Here is a 19,751-nt window from a genome sequence, read left to right as displayed (position 1 = left end):
TAGGGATGGGGTCAGCGCTGATAAATGAAAACCAATAACGATGGAAGCGGTGGGGACAGGGTTCAAGATATAACCGCTTATGTTTTCTTAGCTCGTTTTCCTGATAATAGATAATTCGCGGAACCGTAATTCCAGATAAAGCAATGGCTGACAGGAGCTAACTTCCTGTCAGCCAATGAAAAAAGACAAAAAAAAGCCCAAGCTAAACTTGGGCGAGGAAAACATTCTATTGTTGGAAACCGAGACCCAGGGAAAAGGTGGGGAAAAACTTTAATCCTTCATCCCGCAAGGGCATGTATTCGACGCCAAGCTCGGGACGCAGGAAAACAGATTTGTAGGAAAGCATGAGGTTTGTGGCAAGACCGGTACGCAACAGATCATAATTTGTTTTGGAGGGTACCGGACGGGAAATATCCTCAAAAAGGTAATCATAGCTAACGTGGGCGCTCAGAGTGGGAACAATCCTGGGGTTTCTTGCCCAGGACGAAACCAAAGTCAAATCGCCACCCAGGGCCGAGTAGCGCCTGCTACTTGAGCCCCTGTGGTGAGATACCAATCCTGAAACCGCGGGAATTGCGGCAAGGTAGTGCCCTTTTTTCCCGCCAAAAACAACCTTTGGCCCAATCTTGACACCTGTGATGCTGCCTGTGGAATAGATGCGGCTATTCAGATCTATTCTTTCGCAGAGGGGAATCCCAAATTTTATGCCCGCAAGATACCAACCTGTATCCACATTACCTTCTGGGGGGTTTTCCGGGTTCAAATCGTAAAGCTCTATTCCCGAACCTGTGTAAGCGACAACTTCAACTTTCCCCTCGGGAAGCGGAAGTGCGGTTTCCTGAATGGTGACATCCATGACGGCACAAGCTGAAAGTAGCAGCAGGGGAAGGATACAAATACATAGCTTTTTCATGTTTCTTACCTCATACAAATATTATTTTATTCTGGCTGGTTGGGGGCGTTTGAACACCCTCGGTATCGACACACTATGTTGGTTCAAAAGACCGAAAACACTATATTAACCTTTCAGTTTTATGTCAAGAATTATTTTCATGATAATTCCGCTGCGACGGTCTGGATGAGGGAAACATTCATAATTTATAACCAAGACCCAGGGAAACGGTGGGCAGAAATCTGATGATGCCGCCACCCAAAGAAAACCGTCGGGAATTTTACCATAAAAACCCCGGTCACAGGACCGGGGAGATTATATTTGATTGGGTTCCCCGCTCAGAGCCGGAACCGCCATCGTATCTATTTTAACATCAGCATTTTGCGGGTGGACAAATAACCCGGCGCTTCGAGGCGATAGAAATAGACGCCGGAAGATACTTCACGACCACCTTCATCCCTGCCATCCCAGACAGCACGATGGCTGCCGGGGTTTAATTCTCCGTTTGCCAAGGTTTTGATGAGCTGGCCGCGGACATTATAGACGCGAAGCTTTGTGGCGCCGCCAGTTGCAAGCTCGAAAGCAATGGTGGTGCTGGGATTGAAGGGGTTGGGATAGTTGCCTTTCAGGCTGGTCACCAGTCCGGGTATGGTTTCATCGGTATTATCCACATAGGGAAATTCAAACGCCATCGTTTGCGAGGGCCTGCCTTCGTTGTTCAGGTAAACCGCGCAGATATAGTAGGCGTAGTTTCCATCCAGGGAAATATGATCTGTGTGGCTGAAGCCGGTGGTGGTTTGGATTAGTTCGAAGGGGCCGGTATCGAACTTTTTATAGACGCGGTAGTTCATCACCGACAGCACGGGATCGCTGGGTTCACTCCAAAACAGAACAACGGTTCCGGTGTCGTTATCAACCGTAAACGCAGGGTTTTCCGGCTCCGGCAGGCTGATGAGAGTGAAATCCGTCTGATGGATTGGATTGGCAGGAGTGATGGGGATATTATTCACACTGGATGATTGATGGTGCAACAGGGAAGCCGTGGTGTTGAAGGTTCCAAATGGCAGGTAGAGACGGTAGTAACCGTTTTCATCCGGATGGGTGGAATAGTTGTTATTTGCCATCACCAAGGTTTCGCTTGGCGGTGTTTCCGAAATGGGGATAACCGTTCCGTGCAGATAGCCGGTTTTTTGGTCCACCCCGCTCAGCTCAAAATCGTCGATGAACCAGCCGATGCCGTTCACCGATGTATCTGAGCCCATCCTGAAGCGGAAGCGCACCCGCTGGCCAGAGTATTGGCTCAAATTGAATTGCATGGGCTGCCAGTTCGCGATGGAACCTGAGAAACCAGGTTCGCCACCCAGGCCGGAAAGGCTGCTGTGGGTGTAGCCGCCCAAGGGGGCAATCACAGTCCAACTGGCGCCATCGTTGGTGGAAATACTCACGTTTCCGCCATCGTAATTGGCTTCAAAACCATAGCGGTGCTGCAGGCTGAGCACACTTCCCTGAGAAAGCGTGTAGGCTGGGGTGATGAGCGAATAGCTGACCAAATCGGGATAGTTTCCGCTGAGCCCTGTCGCCCAAAGTTTGGTTCCGGAATAGGGCGATACCTGGCTGGGAGTGCCCCAAACCCAGCCGGTTTCGGAGACGAAGCCACCTGAGTTTGTTTCAAAATCGTTGAAGATATTGGGCATATTATAGGGAATCATCAGGTTTGAATTCAGCGGATTGCCATTTGAAAGAGAAACGTTGAACTGGAACGGAATGTAGCCGCCCTGGGATCCGACTCCCACAAACTGAAGTTCGAAAACAAACTGCATGATGGCTTTTGGCTCGATGATGGGCAAAACGATGATGGGGTCTGCGATAACCACATCCGCGCTGGAGGTGGAAAGGGTGGCTTGAATGTCGCGCGATTCCACATCGGCTTGGTTTTTCACGTTCACCACCAGCTTCACGGTTTCCAAGAGGTCAATAATGCCGTTGAATTCTCCATCCGCGTCGTTAATCAAAAATGATTCATAGGTCAACACGGAGGCTTCCACCCGCAGGCTGAAATTTCTTTCCCAGATTGTTTCACCGGATTCCACCGTTAACACAAAATTCACCACGGTCTCATTGGGGCAATCCGGGCTCACGTAAAATTCAAAGGGAGTACGGTTTACGCCAGCAGCATCGCCCTCAAGGGAATAATAAACCGCGGTGGGCTTGCTGATGCTCACGTAGTTGTTTGCCGTGCTCAGGGTGGCGGTGATGTCTTCCGCGGTTTGGTTGCCAATGTTTCTGAGCTGAATGCCCAGTTCCACCGTTTCGCCTGGTTCGCAAACGCCGTTTCCGTTTTGGTCGTTGATGTAGGTTTCACCCAAAATCACGTGGGGCTCATAGTGGTAGATGGGAATGTTTGTGATATAGATGGCGCGCCCGTTGCCAAGAGGCGAAGCCGCTGTGGGCCAAGTGTTTGAATAGCTGTATTCCAAGCCCACTTCACCGCTGTGGTCTTCAATGCCGATGGTGCAATAGTTTCCGTGTTTTCTGGTGTCCGTGGTGGCGTCCACATTATTGAAAGTGTGATATTGGATTTTGATGGGGCCATCGCCCATGGAGCTTGGATACATGGATTGGTCATAGAGGATAACCTGGAAAGTTTCCGGGCTGGTTCCGTTGCAACCGTTTTTCATGTTGTACCATTCGACTACGAAGGCGTGGTTGTTGCGGTCGAACCAAGTGTAAATCCCACCGCCGTTGTGAGTTGTGAGGTCGTCCCAAAATGGAGCTATCATCGGATTTGGTCCCATGGGCCCTGGCAGACGGTAGTTTCTGAATTCCGCATTTTCGGTGACTCCCATGGCGATGAAGCCATTCGAGCAAACCGTTATCTGGTCATAAAGCAGGCCATAAAACTGGAAGGGGAAGGGTAAATCCACAACTGCCAGGGAGTTCGCTCCAACCTGGTCACCTTCGTTGTTGCTTGCCCAAGCATCCGTGATGGGAAGCAAAGTTCCGGAGCCGCCTTCAGCGGGAGCAATCCCAACCCAGTCGTAAACCGGACATTCTTCATATCCATAATCATGATCGTCATAAATCACATAGCCATACGCATCCGGTCCCAGCGGGTCACTTTGTGAGACAACGCCCACGGTGAGCGAAAAGCCCAGCCACTGTTCAAAACCGGCATCGTTATAGAGCTTTAAGCTCATCGGGATTACCATCCCGGGCAAAAGCATGGGACGTCCGTAAAGCTCGAACATATTGTCAGATGGGGTCACCTGCACGTTTTGCAGCAAATCCCCGTACCAGGCAATGTTGTCGGTCACGGAAACCAAGTCGTTGTGGCTGTACAGTTTTCCCCAAACCTCTGATATTCCGTTGGGTGTAATGTTTGCCACGGTGACCGTGAAGCCGGCAGTTTCACCCGGATCCAGAACCTGGTTGCCACCATTGGTGACCAAATTTCCAATATAAATCATTTTCGCGTTGTGGATGGGTATAAATTCCGAGACGTCATATTCATTGCCCTGATCGTCTGTCAGCAAAACGTGCAAACGGATCATGGCGCCATGAGGCGCGTCGGGAGCAATGTGCATCACCACTGGATTGGTGTTGAAACCCATCTGGCTGGGCTCAATCTGGGAATAAACCACCAGAGAATCCAAAAAAGTAACCCAAGGATTGTCGGTTTGAACCATGCCGCTGAGTCCGAAAATCGCCTCCGAGCTTGTATTGACGAGGCCAAACAGGATTTCCAAGGTTTCGCCACCCTGGGCCAAACCGTCGTTGTTGCCATTTGAGGCGCCGACACTATCGTCATCGACAATAATGCTGCCGGGAACCAGGGTTCCGCTGTCGTCCATCTGAATGGTTTGTTGCAGGGGCTTAAAGTCGTGTTTGGAAATGGTTAACACGCAGGGGTTTACCGTCATGGATTGCGGCAGGGTGAGGATAAGGTTTCCCCCTTCATCCGTGTAGCCACGGCTGATGATGGATGCGCCCTGGCTCAAGGTAACTGAAGCGTTTTCAACCGGTTCGCCGTTTGCATTAATAATGTGCATATCCATGAGGCTCAAGCCCAGCGGAATGCTGTCCAGGGTTTCAACCTCAAAACTTTGGGGGATTCCTGTGAAAACTTCCACGGTGGGATCACCAATCAGGTTGCACCAATGGGTAAAATCATTCGTATAACCCGGTGCCGTAACGCCATAGATGGAAGACATATACAGCCTTCCACAAAGCAAAGCCTCACCCATGGTACGCATTCCATGTTGAAGGATTCCGCCAAAAATCCCGCCGTGAAGAACGTTGTTGAAACCGGTATGGGTGCTGGAAGTGCTCATCCCGATGCCAGTTATGGCACCTTTTGGCATGGCGGGTGTACCGTAGCGCACGAATTGCTCCATCTCAGAGGTGCCGTTCCAGTAGTTGTTTGACCCGCAGGTGATATTCACACAGTGCGGCATGCGGTAGAGATTGGTTAAAGCCGATTCAGCCGGCGGCGCGAAATCGATATAGCCGCGATAGCTGTAAAATCCCACACCTTGGTTGATGGCTGCGTTAATCTGCGAGGTGGAAGGATCTGCATTGTAAATCTCTGTGAAAGTGTAGTTTGGATTTACATAAAGCCCTCTTTCCTTGATATATTTGCTGATGTACATGGTGGAAATTCCGGAAGGTGAAGTGTCTCCCACCAGCAGCATTCTATCCAGCCACTGCGCTGTGCTCAGGTTTATATCACGTTCGTAGAGGTAAATTTTTGAAAAAAGGTTTTGGAGCTGCGCCAGGTTTTCCACCGAAATGCGGCCAATGAAGCAATCTCCCAAAATGTCGTTGCCAGCCAAATGGGTATAGGGGTAATCGCCTCCACCGCCTGAAACCGTGAAAGCCGGAATGGCGTAGCTTCCGGTGGTGTCTCCCAGAAGGATTACAAAGTCCGGTCGCGTGGCGGGATTGTTGTAGGCTGTTTGAATGTAGTTTTTGATGGATGAGGTGCTGGTCCCAGCCTCGCTTGAGGCGGTGCTTGCCAAATCCACATCGGCGCCCTTTTGCTTTTTCCAGAGCACAAATTCATTGAGAGCCGTCAGAAAAGCAGGGTCGGTGCTGTTTCCATGGATAATCAGATAGCGGGGCGGCTGGTTTGAAAACATCAGATAGCGGTAGTCGTCGAAATTGAGAATCATCGCCTCATAAACTTTTGCGAAAGATGGCGAAACCGAAAGCAGTTCACCCTCCATTTCGTTGATACCGGGTTCATTTGTATAGGTGATGCGCAGGTCAATCTGCTGGTTCACTTGCAGGGTTTTATTTTGGGGATTATAGCTGAAGGGATTCACCACCACGTTCACAATCCTGAAATCACGCAGAATCATGGGATCGCTATGTTGAACCAATTCCGATGGATACTGCGTTCCCGTGGTATAAAAATCCTGGTTGATGGCAAAATGTTTGGGGGATTCCCCCTCCAAACTCTGCTGCACGGGGTAGGCCAAAAACTCCGAAACCAAGCTCTGCTCCTGACCCAAAACGCTGAGCCGCACACCGCCCTGGCGCGGAATGGCGAGGTTCATGGATAAGGTGGGCAGCTCCGGCAAACCGCTGTCCAAGGTGGTTCCAGCGCCGGGTAAAACTATCCTCTGAAAGGACGAGCCTCCCGCTTCAACAAATTCAGTGTCCCAAGCGGGAAGCTCGAAACGAATGTCAATATGGTTGGATGCCTTCGCGGTCACCCTGAAAGCTTGGCTGGCTTGCGTGGGTTCCAAATCCGCCACGCTGGCAAAAACCGCAGCCACACAAAGCGCCGCGCTGAGCAGGAATATAAGTCTTTTCATCAACTTCCTTCTTGAACAAAAAGTGTTTCGTTCAAGAAGTGATGCAATCGATGTTCCAATTCTTACAGATTATAATAGAGCTCCAGCTCATGGGGATGAACGCGATTCATGATGGCATCGTGCTCTGCCATTTTCATCTTGATGTGAGATTCGATGAGGTCTTCATTGAACACATTTCCAGCCAGCAAATATTCATGATCTTCTTCCAAGGCGCGCATGGCTTCCGCCAGGTTTGCGGGAATGGAAAGCAGGCTGGCTTTTTTCTCTTCGCTCCAGGCGAAAACGTTGTCGTCAAAGGGCCCCAGGTTGTATTTGGCGGGATCGATTTTGTTGATGATTCCGTCCAAACCAGCCAAAAGCAGAGCGCTCATCGCGAAATATGGATTGCAGGTGCCATCGCCGGTGCGGAATTCAAAGCGCTTGGTTTCCGGGGTATTCACATATTTGGGAATGCGGATGGCGGCGCTGCGGTTTGCCAGGCCATAGAAAAGTTTCACAGGGGCTTCAAAACCGGGCAGCAGGCGCTTAAAGCTGTTTGTGCTGGGGTTTGTGAAGGCAATCAGGGAGCGTCCGTGTTTCAGGATGCCACCGATGTACCAGATGGCTTCATCGGAAAGATCAGCATAGCCGCCTTTTTTATAGAACAGGTTTTTGCCGTTTTTATGCAGCATCATGTGGAAGTGCATACCGTTTCCGGCCTGATTGTAAATGGGTTTGGGCATGAAAGTGGCGGTGAGGCCAAATTCCAGCGCGGTGCGGCGAATGATATCCTTCATCACCATGGTGTCGTCGCAAATCTTTGGAAATTCAAGCAGTTCCGGCTCGATTTCCTGCTGGGAATGAACACCCACTTCATGGTGGTGATAGCGGATTTTGATGCCCATATCTTCCATGCGGTTCACCATTTCCTGGCGAATTTCGTAGTATCTATCAAAAGGCGTGTCCATGTGGTAGCCTTTGCGGCCCTGCTGGGCAACAGCGTCGTCGTCCTCAAAATCGAATGGCAGAGCGGCTTTGTCTTCAGCCGAGGTCACAGTGTAGCCATTGGAAAATTCATCGCTGTTATATTCAACCGTGTCGAGAAGGTGGAATTCCAGTTCGGGAATCCAGGTGCTGAGTTCAGCGATACCAGTGGATTTGAGGAATTCCTGCGCTCTCAAAGCCACGCTGCGGGGGTCTTTTTTCACGCCAATGCGGGTGTCGGCTTCGCAAATGCTGCAAATCAGTCTCAGAGTGGGGGTTTCATAAAACGGGTCAATCTGAGCGGTGGAGAGGTCCGGCATCAAAACCATGTCCCCGGATTCCACTGAAGTCATGCCCGGAATGGAGGAACCATCAAACGGGATTCCCAGTTCGATAGCTTCTTCCAGACCGCGGGTGGGGAATGTGATATGATACCAGCGACCGTCCAGGCCAGTGTACTTCAAGTCCACAGCCTTCACGCCGTGTTTCTTGATCAGTTCTTTCACTTTGCTTTTGTCCATGTTCGTTTCCTTGTATGTATTTTTATATATGTTTTAATATCAGGTGCTTAGATAACGCCCAGCAGGTTCATCACAAAATTTATGGGCGGCATGACCAACTTTCCAACGATGTTCAGCCCCATCAGCCTCGATATAATCAGAATGCCAAAAAGCACATACATGCCCATCCTTTCCTGAGCGGTCCATTTCCAATAGGCTTCGTCAGATAGCACCATTCCCAAAACTTTGCTGCCATCCAGGGGCGGGATCGGAATCAAATTGAAAAAAGCCAGCAGGAGATTGAAAAATATGACCATCTGACAAATATATGCCCAAAGCATGTTTGCGGGAGACAGATGGAAAAAGATGGCGAATACTATCGCGACCAGAATATTCGTAACAGGCCCCGCCAGGGCGGAAAGCCCCGTTCCAAGCTTGTAGTTTTTATAGTTATATGGATTCAGGGGAACCGGTTTGGCATAACCCCAGATAACGCCCACCGTGAAATACATCATCAGCGGTAAAATCACCGTGCCAAACCAATCGATGTGTTTCAAAGGGTTCAAACTCAGCCTGCCCATGCGTTTGGCAGTGTCGTCCCCCAGCCAAAATGAAACCAGCGCATGGCTGACTTCATGCAAGATAATGGAATAGAACACAATCACGATGATGATTGCGGTCAGGCTGAAGCGGATAACACTGTCGGGCACTTGGGTGAAATTCACTTTTTCCTCAAACGCAGAAATTTCCGCTTTCCGGCGCGGAGAACCATGCCGTCTTTCACTTCCAGCTCCTCATCCACGGAGCCGATTTTTTCACCATCCAAACTCACGCCGCCGCCTTGAATCAGGCGTTTCGCCTCTCCCCCGCTGGCACACAAACCACTGTCTGTAAGCAGTTTAGTGACCCGAACGCTAGCATCCGCAACCTCGTATTCAGGCATTTCATCCGGAATTTCCCGGCGGGAGAAAAGCTGTTCAAAATCTTCCTGCGCTTTCACAGCGGCATCTTCACCGTGGTAATAACCAACGATGTCGCGCGCCAATCTTTTCTTTAAAAGCATGGGATTCGTGCCTTTGCCAAGCTCTGCTTTCACCTCATCCAGCGTTTCTTCATCCGCGTTTGCCGCGTAGGTGAAATAGTTGATGATGAGGCTGTCTGGAATGGACATCAGCTTGCCAAACTTTTCGGAAGGCGGATCGAAAACGGCGATATAGTTATTCAGCGATTTTCCCATTTTGTTCACGCCATCCGTGCCAGTCAATATGGGTGAAAGCACCGCCACCTGCTCTTCCTGGCCAAAGTGGCGCTGCATATCACGTCCACAGAGGATGTTGAATTTTTGCTCGGTGGCGCCAAGCTCGATATCGCTCTTAATCGCAACGGAATCATAGGATTGCAAAATCGGATACATAAGTTCGTGCATGCCAAGCGACAGACCTTGTTCATAGCGGGTGCGGAAAGTGTCATGAGCCATAAACTGCGCCAAAGTGAAGCGCCCCAAAAGCTTGAGCACATCAGCCAGATGCAGGGACGTGAACCACTCGCTTTGCCAGCGCACTTCGGTTTGTTCAGGTTTCAACACCGTGTAGAGCTGTTCCATATATTTTTCGCTGTTTGCCAAAATCTCATCGTGTGTGAGCGGTGGCCGGGATTCGTCGCGCCCGGTGGGGTCACCAATCTGAGCTGTGAAATCGCCAATAATAATCACGCCGGTGTGTCCCAAATCCTGAAAATCGCGCATTTTGCGGATGGGAACCAGGTGCCCCAGATGGACATCGTAGCCGGTGGGATCGATGCCAAATTTCACCCGCAGCGGCTCTCCGCTTTCCTCGCTTTTCTTCAGTTTGGCAATTAAACCTTCCAGCGGAATAATCTCATCAACCGCTCGTTTTATAATTTTTAATTCTCGTTCGAACTTCATATCTTTCCTAACACTTATGCAAGTTTTATGTTTACGTGACCAAAAAAGAAAGCGGGACTATTTGTCAAGACGTTTGAACCGCCCAAGAGGCAGAACCAGCTCAATTATCATTTTTTTGCTTGACAAATTTAACGCCGCCGGCAAATTGCAATTAAGCTCGGAAAAAGGCTCAGAGAATATGTGAAGGAGGAATCTTTCTATGTTTGGATTCCCGGCGGACCCCAGGTCCCCCAAAAATCAACAAACAGCGCAAAGGCATTTTTGCGTCAATATCTGTTTACGGGAGAATTCTGTCCCTTTTCCAGAGCCAAAAAACCTCTGGGACAGGCAGTTACAAAACAAACACTCAACTCCGGGGAGGAAACTATGTATCAATCCATTAATGAAAATGGCATCCACTTTGTGGTGAAAAACTGTAAGGTGCTGCACACGCCAGCCGGAAATCCTGTTTGCACCGAAAGCGAAGTGTTGGCAGCCCGCCTGGTTCAAGACTTCAAAACCTTCGGCCCGTCCGACACCGAGCCGCGTTCCATCCTTCATTTCCACTATCCCATGCTGGATTTCGTGGATCACTATCCCAAGCAGGCGGTGGTGTTGAAAATGGTCTTGGACCTCGATCCATACAACGATTGGACCCTGCGTTCCAACAATGACCCCAACCTCGAGGAACGCCGCCAAAAGCTTTTCGGCGAGCCAAACATCATGCTGAAAGAAGGCCGTGCGTGGGTGGAAGGCTTGGGACGCTACCAGCTTTGCGCCGCGCTGGTTTTGGGGCGCGAACTCCAAAGCATCCTTGCCGCCCATTTGGCTGCAGCCTGCAAAGATGAAGAAGAAGACCAGGCTCTAATCCAAAATCTGGCGGTTTTTAAGCCTGAACTGGGTCAGCTTCCTCTGAGAGAACTGCTCGCCAATCACCGCTATTACAGGAGTTTATAAGCTTTCTAAAAAACGCTCAAAGCCCTAACTCTTTATGTGGCTTATGCTTGCCTTTTCAAGCATAAGGAAGACATAAGGGGGCGACCAAGAGCGCGCCAAATTATAGCCTGAATTAAAGCGGCAAAAGCTTGGATTTTTCCAGGCAGGGCTTCGCTTTCCATCTTGGTTTGCGAACAGCTCTTACTTGTATCGCCTTCCTGCCACCCCCGACAAAGAATCGGGGGTGATAGGAGGAAGACTCATCCAAATCTCAAGCTGGAATTTGGAGCGAATTAAGGGTCATCAAAAAACCGCCCCGGGTTTTGGAAATCCAGGGCGGTATAATTGCATAGGTGACAGCAACTACTGCAACATTTCGGGGCTTTGTTTGGCGTTGTCGTCACGTTTCCAGCGGTCGTCAATCTTGGTGCGAATGGGGCTTTTCTGCCTGAAATAGTTCACGATGGCGTCCCGCAGGTTAATTTGGTGTTGGTAAATGTCTTCCTGCGGCACTTGGGTCAGCAGGGTGAGCCCGGCATTTCCCTGCAACAGAAAGTCTGTGGTGGCACAGGTATAAATCTTGTTTTTGTCCCAGGGTTCGCCACCGATTTTGAGGGTGGTAACGCGGTCGAAATTGGGTCGTTTTTTGGAATAAACCACGTTCACTCCGGAAACCACCAAGCCATGGCGGCCGCCTTCAACACGGGTTTCAATGATGCGGCGCAAAAATTCACCCGTGCAGCGGAAGGTGACCAACATATTATCAAAAGGCATCACCTGAAAAATATCGCGATAGGTGACGGGTCCGCTTTTGATGTCGGCACGCACACCGCCCAGGTTCAAGAAGGCGAAATCGGCGTTCACCTCGTTGCGCATGGCGTCGGTAATCGTATTTCCCATCAGGCTTTGAGCGTCCACGTTGGTGCGGGAAAGATGGATGGCGGAGCTGCCGATAATTTCGTCCATGCCTTTTTCCGCGATGGCAACCTGGGCTTCGATGGTTTCAGAAATGTCCGGGTCGGGGATGAATTGGTCTTCAAAGAGCGTAATCATCAGCCCTTCACGCAGGGCGGGAAGCTCGTATCCGCTCACGGTTTTGGTTTCGGGATCGATGGTGAGAGTCATCCAGCCGAGGTTGCTTCCATAGGCGTAGCCCTGGATTACCATGGTGTGGGAATAGGGGTCAATCCAGGGTTTGGCGATGCCTTTGTGGATGTGGCCGCCGATGAGAAGGTCGATGCCAGGAACTTCGCGGGCAACTTCCTGAGCGTCCCAACCCCAGGCGGCGTAACGTTCTTCATAAAGTCTTTCACCCTTGGTGTTGTAGCGCGTCAGGTAGGTTTCCTCGTTGTCGTAGGGCAGGCCGGCGTGACCCAAAACAATCACGATATCGGCTTTTTCCTGGTTGCGCACGATGTCCACATATTTGGTAACGCTTTCCTTTTCGTCCAGAAAGCGGATATTTTTGATGTGGTCGGGAAAGCTCATTTTCTCGGTGTCGGTGGTGGTGAAACCGATGATGCCGATGCGCAGACCCATGCGGTTCACAATGCGATAGGGCACCACATACCAGGGCAGTTCCCCAGTGCGTTTATCCTGGATATTGCAGCTCAGGATGGGGAAATTCGCGCCTCTGAGGGTTTCCATCAGCTCTTCATCAACGATGTCGTATTCATGGTTTCCGATGGTCATGGCGTCATAACCAATCGCGTTCATATATTCAATCACGGCAAGACCTTTGGTGACAGTTCCAACAGGGCGTCCCTGGAAAAAATCTCCAGCGTCCAAGAGGAGCATATCGCGTTTTTTCCCGGCAAGCGAGCGCACGTGATTGATGAGAGTGGCAGCGGAAGCCCCACCGCCCAACTGAGGCGGAAAATCTGGATTCATGAAGGTGGCTTCCGCACGGTCGATGCCGCCGTGGATATCATTCGAAAAAACGATGTCCAGGCGTAAATCTTCGGCAAAAAGCCCCGCCGCGAAGGCCAGGCAAATTGCCGCAAGTATAAGTGCTTTCTTCATTTGTGTCACCATGTGAAGCCCAGGCTGGCGCTCAGGCTAACATTGCTCTCACGAACTTTGTCCGGGTTTTCCCAACCGCGGTCGATGAGATTGATGTGTTGGTTTGGCCAAAGTTTGTAGCTGCCAAGCCCGGTGTATTGTTTGTCGTTATAATAGGTGTCGCCAAAAAGGTCGAGAGCTTCATATTCGCGCCAGGAATAGCCAAGTCCCAAATCCAGATGCAGGTTGTCGCTGAGCGGGATGCTGCTGCCACCGGTAATCATGGGGGTCAACACTTTTTTCACAATCATGGCGCCGTCGTCTTCAATCTGGCGCAAATAGCTGTTCACGGCTTGGAAGCCCAGGCGCAGCGGAAGGCGGTTTTGGACGTGGTGTTCCACGCCGGTGTAGAAATTCAGGCAATCGTCGTAATGGGTGGAAATTTCAGAATGTTTCACCCACTCGGCTTCGATGTTGAAGCGGGTGCGCATGATGTTGCGGGGCTGATAGTTCAGGCCAATGCTGATTTGGCTGGGAAGGATGTAATCCTCTGTGAAAGAGGCGGTGGAATCGATGGCAGCGTGTCCTCTCCAAGCGTCTTTTTGGATGCTGTAGTCCACAGCGCGGTCAAGGGTTGATTTGAGCTGCCAGGTTCCAGCCAGGCCAAAGCGTTCGTTCAGCCTGAAAGCCATGCCAGCTTTCATTAATGTGCCTTCCAAATCTGTCTCGCCGCTGTAGGTGTATTCCGGCAAAATGCCTTCGCCCACGGTATCCACAGCCCATTGGCTCCAGCGGATGGTGGTGAGATTGGTGGTTTTTCCAAAGAGTTTGCCAAATTCGAAGCCAAGGTTCAAATCTGTATAATCACCCAGGCGAAAGCCCAGAGCGGCGAGCGCTGAAGCTTGCATCAGATTGCCTTCATTGTCGATGCGGTTGACGGCAATCATTTCAGGATAAGCGTCGTTGTCGGTGTTGCGGTTGTTGCGGATTTGTTCGATATAGCCGCCGTCGAAGCTCAAAACCGGTTTGTAGCTCAAACCAAGCCCCAGCTTGGCGGGTCCGATTTTGAAGGCTCCGAAAGCCGCACCGGCATAGTCATCGTTAAAATTGACGTTTGAGGCATAAACCGCGTCGTCGATGTAGTTGTCGAAAGAGTTGTACAGCGGCAGAGCGCGGTGGTCTTCGTTGCGGTTCACAAAACCGGCAAATTCGATGCCCACCCATTTGTCCATCAGAGTGATGTTTGCGGGGTTGAGAACGATTCCGCCCACGCGGGTATCTTCAAAAAGTCCGGTTCCACCCATGGCTTGGCTGCGAGCGTTCAAGCTGCCAAAGCGGTTTCCAAAATAGTCGTCGGTGATGGACCAAGCGCTGAGCCCGGCCACAATCAAGAGCAAGGTGTATATCAGGATAAATTGTTTTTTATTCATTATTCCTCCACATTAGTAGCGGTATTCAAGGCTGAGACGGACGGTGTTTTCCTTGCGTTCCACCCTCCGGAAAAGGTTTTCGCCATCCACTGGCACATTATATTTACGGATGCTATAATCCTGTGTTTCATAGGCTTTATGACGGAATTTGAGGGAAAGGTACATGTTTTTGGAGACGCGGGAATGCAGATTGACCCAGGTTTTCATGCCTTTGTCGCCCATGAAATCTATCTCCATGTCTTCCCAATCCCAGTGGGAAATACCGTGTCCAAACCAATAGATTACCGAGCCCTGCAGCTTCAGGTTTTCGTTGAAATTGTGGGTGTAGTTCACACCGATGTAGTCTCCTGTCATCAGGGTCATGGCTCCGGCAACGCTGTTGTCACCAGGCTGGGCCGGGTTTGTGAGCGAGGTGTAGGGCGGGCTCAAAACCGTGTTGTAGCGATATTCAAATTCCAGGAAATCACGGTTTGAGAGGAAGGTGCGAACGCTGAAGGTGTATTCGTCTGTTTTGGAGACGCCGCGGTCGGCAAAATCGCTGTAGCGGTTCACCTGGTTTTTATATCGGGCGCGCAGGGCAAGCTGGAACAGCGGGCGAAACTCCAGCTCGGTTTGCAGTCTCACACTGCGGCGACCATCTGAAAGGCGTTCCCACATATCGAGATAGCTGCGTCCCAGGGTGAAGAATTTATCGAATTTATAGCGGGTTTCAAAATAGATTCCTTCCTCAGGCTGGGCATTGGAGCTGTTTTGGAAAATGTCTGAAAGGGTGGGATTGGTCAGTGCGTAGATGTTTTTTTCCAAAATAGTGCCGGTGAAGCGCTCGTGTTCGGAAAACGAATTGCTGTAGGGGTTGTCAAAATCGATGTCGTAGTGGCGGAACAGAGCCAGGAAATAGAGATTGTCATATTGCGTGTAAGCGCTGGCCAGATATGCTTTGGGGTCGTCTCCCAGCTTGAAATCCGAGCCATCAACCGACAGCTCTGCATATTCACCCTGAATGGAAACATTGCCGATGGTGGTTTGGGCGTCAAAGCCCAAAACGCGCCGGTAATCCCGGGCATAGCTGTCCGTGAGCGTGCTGTAAAGCCCGGCGATTTCGGCATCCAACATTTTGAATTTGGGATAGTAATATGAATCACGCACCAGCAGTGTGTTCAGAGTGTTCCATTCTGGCACGGCAAAGAAGGCATCATCGTAGAGCGCGGTGTAGGTGGTGAAGCCTATCTTTGTGCCGAGGAAGGGATTAGCCTGCAGGTGCATGCCCCAGAGAGTTTCGTTCAAAACGTCCTTGCGGTAGGCGAGGTTGATATAGTCCGTGGCGTAGGGGCTTCCGCTTTGCAGTTCGGTGTTGAAATAGGCTTCGGCTTCCAGCAATTCATCATTGTCAAAACGCGTGGTGGGAATCACATAGCTGAAAAGCTTGTTGCGTCCGCTTTCCTGGATGATGTTGCCATCTCTGTCCAGGTAGGCAATCGCGTCTTTTTTATCCCGGGAAACCCAAGCCGAAGCACCGAACCAGGGATTGGTGAGTTCCAAAGCCGCGCCGCGCAGGGCATATTCCTGGGTTCTGGAAAGGTCGGGCGTGATGCCCAGGATGCGTTTGCTGAAGCCATAACCAGTTTTTCGGGCGCTGTAGAAATCGGTGTTTTCCATCACCAAGCCTTCACCATAGGTGGCACGATAGTGTCCCAAATAGGTTTTGAGGCGGGTGTTTTTCAACAGCGGCATCGAGCCTGTTTCATAGCCGGCGTAGAATTTGGAATCCGCAACAAACTCCGCGGGATCCTTTTCCCACATGTCTTTTTCACCCTTGGGGCTGTTGTACATCCAGCCCACTTTCACGTGATTTCCATAGCGGGCACGCAGCTTCAGCATGTAGTCTGGGTCAAGCTTGCCGATGTCGAAATAGCCCCAATAGGAAAGGTCTTTCCGGTCGGGGATGACAATGCTGGAATTTCCATAGCTGCTGCGCAGGAAAGGCTCGTGATACATGTCGTGAACACCTTCCTGATAATAGCGGGTGAAATATTGCATCTGAGCTTCCCACATGAAACGGTTTTTTACCGGAGGTTCGCGATAATAAACGTAGCTGCGCAGGTTTGTGTAGCCATAATAGCTGAGGCCGGGAGAATTTCGCAGGTCGCGCATATCCGAGATTGTGTCTCCCAGGGCGGTTCTTTTCAAAATGCCCACGGCATCGATGGCCGAAACATTTGGCAGGCTGATGAAGTCGTCAAAAAGCATTTTATTCACATTTTGCGGGGTCATCAGATAGTCTTCCCAAACGTCGGACATGCCTTCAGAAGCTCCTTCGTTGCTATCCAGGCGCTCCATCAGGTCTCGTATTTCAGCGCGTCGGGCTGCAACCTCGTCTTCTTCCAACCACAGAGAAACCACAGCCAGGTCTTTAATCCTCAGCAGGGTTTTCTGGTCGATGGACGGTATTTCCCGCAACTGGTAGATATCTGAAAAGACACTTATATAGGTGCGGTAGTCCAAAATATCCCGAGCCTGCTTTGCCGTGATCGGCAATCGCAGTAAATCCTCATAGCCGGCGGTGTTTAAATCCACCTTCGCAGCCAGGAAGCCCAGGCAAAAGAGGGCAAAGAGGATGGCAAATAACTTTTTCATCGCTTTTCCTTACTATGCTTTATACATTTAAAACTCATTGCTTTTTTACCAGAAACACATTCTGTGGATTGCTGTCAATCTGTAAAGCTTTTTTTACGGGCTTGTCTTCACAAGCTCCATACAACGATGAAAAATACTGTTTGGCAGACCCAAAAAACAGCTCTGGGAAGCAAAAACAAAACGAGGGCTTTCAAGCGAAGGCATCAGGATGTGTAAACAGCATTTGTGGTTGACAAAAACACCCTCAAAAATTTTGAGTTATGAAAACAATAAAATCCCTACCAATGGAGGATAAATGCCAGAAACAAAACGTGTTTATCTCTTCGGCAACGGAAGCGCCGAAGGCAATGCCAACATGAAAGACATACTTGGTGGCAAAGGGGCCAACCTGGCCGAGATGAACCTCATCGGAGTGCCGGTTCCCCCCGGATTCACGATTACCGCAGATACTTGTAATGAATACACGCGCGAGGGAGAAGCAAAAACCCGCGAACGGCTGGAAGACGAAGTGAAAAAAGCCGTTCAATATGTGGAAAACCTGATGGGAACCAGCTTTGGTTCCAACGAAAATCCGCTGTTGCTCTCCGTGCGCAGCGGCTCCCGCGCCTCCATGCCCGGCATGATGGACACCATCCTGAACCTGGGTATGAACGACAACGCCGTGCAGGGCATCATCGCCCGCACCCAAAATCCCCGCTTTGCCTGGGACAGCTATCGCCGTTTTGTACAAATGTATGGCGACGTTGTGTTGGGTCTCAAACCCGCCAGCAAAGAAGAGCGCGACCCCTTTGAAATCATCATCGAAGAGATGAAAACCGAAAAAGGTGTTGAAGACGACCTCGAACTCAGCGCCGACGACCTCAAAGAACTGGTGCGTCGCTTCAAAAAAGCCGTGAAAGACAGCACCGGCCACGATTTCCCGGATGACCCCTGGGAACAGCTTTGGGGCTCAATTTTTGCCGTGTTTGACAGTTGGGGCAACGACCGCGCTGTTTACTATCGCCAGCTCAATGACATCCCGGACGATTGGGGCACCGCCGTCAACGTCCAGGCCATGGTTTTTGGAAACATGGGCGAATCCAGCGCCACCGGAGTTGCCTTCACCCGTGACGCCGGCACCGGAGAAAACCTCTTCAACGGTGAATATCTCATCAACGCTCAGGGCGAAGACGTTGTGGCAGGCATCCGTACCCCGCAGCAAATCACCAAGATCGGCTCCCAGCGTTGGGCAAAGCTTACCAATATCTCCGAGGAAGACCGCGCCGCGAACTATCCTTCCTTGGAAGAAACCATGCCCGCAGCCTACAAAGAGCTTTTCGACATCCAGGAAAAACTGGAAGCCCACACCAAGGATATGCAGGACGTTGAATTCACCATCCAGGATGGCAAACTTTGGATGCTGCAGACCCGCAACGGCAAACGCACCGGCTTTGCCATGGTGAAAGTGGCGATGGATATGGTTCGTGAAGGCCTCATCGACGAAAAAACCGCCCTGCTGCGCATGGAGCCGAACAAGCTCAATGAACTGCTGCACCCCGTTTTCACCCCAAAAGGCCTGGCAGGCGCGAAAGAAATCACCAAAGGTCTGCCCGCATCACCCGGAGCCGCCACCGGACAGATTGTCTTCCTGGCTGAAGATGCTGAAAAGTGGGCTGCCGAAGGAAAGAAAGTGGTGCTCTGCCGTGTGGAAACCTCACCTGAAGACCTGCGCGGCATGACAGTTGCCAACGGAATCCTCACCGCGAAGGGTGGCATGACTTCCCACGCGGCTGTGGTTGCACGCGGCATGGGAAAATGCTGTGTTTCCGGAGCTGGAAACGTTAATATCGACTATAAAAACCGCGTTATGAACGTGGATGGAAAAGAATATAAAGAAGGGGATTGGATTTCCCTCAACGGCAGCACCGGCCAGGTTTTGGAAGGTGCAATCGACACCCAGGATCCTGAACTGAGCGGCGATTTTGCCCAAATCATGGAACTCGCCGAAAAATATACCCGCATGTACGTGCGCACAAATGCCGACAACCCCAAGGATGCCAGCATCGCCCGCAATTTCGGCGCCAAAGGCATCGGCCTCTGCCGCACCGAACACATGTTCTTTGAAGGCGACCGCATCAAAGCCATGCGTGAAATGATTCTGGCTGACACTGAGCAAGGACGCCGCAAAGCGCTGGACAAGCTGATGCCCATGCAACGTTCAGATTTTGAAGGCATCTTTGAAGTCATGGACGGGCTTCCCGTCACCATCAGGCTTTTGGACCCGCCGCTGCACGAATTTGTGCCCCAGGAAGAGGCTCAGCAACAAGAACTGGCACAAGAACTTGGCATCAGCCTGCAAAAGGTGAAAGAGCGCGTCAGCTCCCTGCACGAACTCAACCCCATGCTGGGACATCGTGGCTGCCGCTTGGGCAACACCTATCCCGAAATCACGGAAACCCAGGCGCGTGCCATCATCGAAGCTGCTCTGAACGTGAAAGCCAAAGGCTTCAACGTGCTTCCCGAGATTATGGTTCCGCTGATTGGCACCGAGGCCGAATTCAAGCTCCAGGAAAAAATCATTCGCGAAACCGCGGAAAAGGTCTTTGCCGAAAAAGGCGACAGGCTCGATTATCTCGTTGGCACAATGATTGAGATTCCCCGCGCTTGTCTTATGGCTGATAAAGTTGCCGAAAG

General features: G+C 50.9%; 10 protein-coding genes. 2 read left to right on the top strand and 8 right to left on the bottom strand.

Annotation, left to right across the window (positions count from 1 at the left end; all coding sequences use genetic code 11):
* Positions 1–226: 226 nt before the first annotated feature.
* The 5 genes from GX135_07315 to GX135_07295 form a co-directional block, all read right to left on the bottom strand.
* On the bottom strand, positions 227–913 hold the full coding sequence (locus GX135_07315) for a hypothetical protein (protein ID NLN85888.1): 687 nt from the start codon (positions 911–913) through the stop codon (positions 227–229).
* A gap of 341 nt (positions 914–1,254) precedes the next feature.
* Positions 1,255–6,711 carry a T9SS type A sorting domain-containing protein gene (locus GX135_07310; protein ID NLN85887.1) on the bottom strand — a complete coding sequence of 1,819 codons (5,457 nt, stop codon included), beginning with the start codon at positions 6,709–6,711 and terminating at the stop codon, positions 1,255–1,257.
* 62 nt (positions 6,712–6,773) lie between these two features.
* Positions 6,774–8,195: a type I glutamate--ammonia ligase gene (gene glnA / locus GX135_07305; GenBank protein ID NLN85886.1), complete on the bottom strand. Its 1,422-nt coding sequence runs from the start codon at positions 8,193–8,195 to the stop codon at positions 6,774–6,776.
* A 47-nt stretch (positions 8,196–8,242) separates the two neighbouring features.
* On the bottom strand, positions 8,243–8,869 hold the full coding sequence (locus tag GX135_07300; protein ID NLN85885.1) for a site-2 protease family protein: 627 nt from the start codon (positions 8,867–8,869) through the stop codon (positions 8,243–8,245).
* Positions 8,870–8,895: 26 nt separating this feature from the next.
* A complete protein-coding gene (locus GX135_07295) occupies positions 8,896–10,098 on the bottom strand; it encodes a tyrosine--tRNA ligase (protein NLN85884.1) in 1,203 nt (400 codons plus the stop codon).
* Between the two features lie 366 nt (positions 10,099–10,464).
* On the opposite strand from GX135_07295, the gene GX135_07290 reads away from it, so the two are divergent.
* Positions 10,465–11,034, top strand: a complete 570-nt coding sequence (locus GX135_07290) for a hypothetical protein (protein NLN85883.1) — start codon at positions 10,465–10,467, stop codon at positions 11,032–11,034.
* A 342-nt stretch (positions 11,035–11,376) separates the two neighbouring features.
* Here the strand turns inward: GX135_07290 and GX135_07285 are convergent, their stop codons facing one another.
* The 3 genes from GX135_07285 to GX135_07275 are packed head-to-tail and all read right to left on the bottom strand — an operon-like array spanning position 11,377 to position 17,078.
* Positions 11,377–13,047 (bottom strand): bifunctional metallophosphatase/5'-nucleotidase, encoded by a 1,671-nt coding sequence (locus tag GX135_07285; protein NLN85882.1) that lies wholly within the window; start codon positions 13,045–13,047, stop codon positions 11,377–11,379.
* Positions 13,041–14,447: a hypothetical protein gene (locus GX135_07280; GenBank protein NLN85881.1), complete on the bottom strand. Its 1,407-nt coding sequence runs from the start codon at positions 14,445–14,447 to the stop codon at positions 13,041–13,043. The genes GX135_07285 and GX135_07280 overlap by 7 nt, the downstream gene beginning before the upstream one ends.
* A 9-nt stretch (positions 14,448–14,456) precedes the next feature.
* Positions 14,457–17,078 (bottom strand): helix-hairpin-helix domain-containing protein, encoded by a 2,622-nt coding sequence (locus GX135_07275; GenBank protein NLN85880.1) that lies wholly within the window; start codon positions 17,076–17,078, stop codon positions 14,457–14,459.
* Between the two features lie 295 nt (positions 17,079–17,373).
* Between GX135_07275 and GX135_07270 the strand changes: the two genes are divergently transcribed.
* Positions 17,374–19,751, top strand: a 2,378-nt coding sequence (locus GX135_07270; GenBank protein ID NLN85879.1) for a pyruvate, phosphate dikinase, incomplete at its 3' end; no start/stop codon positions are given.

It is taken from the genome of Candidatus Cloacimonadota bacterium (assembly GCA_012522635.1).
In the GTDB taxonomy this organism is placed as follows: domain Bacteria; phylum Cloacimonadota; class Cloacimonadia; order Cloacimonadales; family Cloacimonadaceae; genus Syntrophosphaera.
The sequence above is the reverse complement of the archived record's forward strand: the minus strand, read 5'-3'. Positions and strand labels throughout refer to the sequence as shown.

Coding starts and splice junctions, on each gene's coding strand:
- GX135_07315 (NLN85888.1), bottom strand. CDS start 913: ATGAAAAAGCTATGTATTTGTATCCTTCCCCTGCTGCTACTTTCAGCT.
- GX135_07310 (NLN85887.1), bottom strand. CDS start 6,711: ATGAAAAGACTTATATTCCTGCTCAGCGCGGCGCTTTGTGTGGCTGCG.
- glnA (NLN85886.1), bottom strand. CDS start 8,195: ATGGACAAAAGCAAAGTGAAAGAACTGATCAAGAAACACGGCGTGAAG.
- GX135_07295 (NLN85884.1), bottom strand. CDS start 10,098: ATGAAGTTCGAACGAGAATTAAAAATTATAAAACGAGCGGTTGATGAG.
- GX135_07290 (NLN85883.1), top strand. CDS start 10,465: ATGTATCAATCCATTAATGAAAATGGCATCCACTTTGTGGTGAAAAAC.
- GX135_07285 (NLN85882.1), bottom strand. CDS start 13,047: ATGGTGACACAAATGAAGAAAGCACTTATACTTGCGGCAATTTGCCTG.
- GX135_07275 (NLN85880.1), bottom strand. CDS start 17,078: ATGAAAAAGTTATTTGCCATCCTCTTTGCCCTCTTTTGCCTGGGCTTC.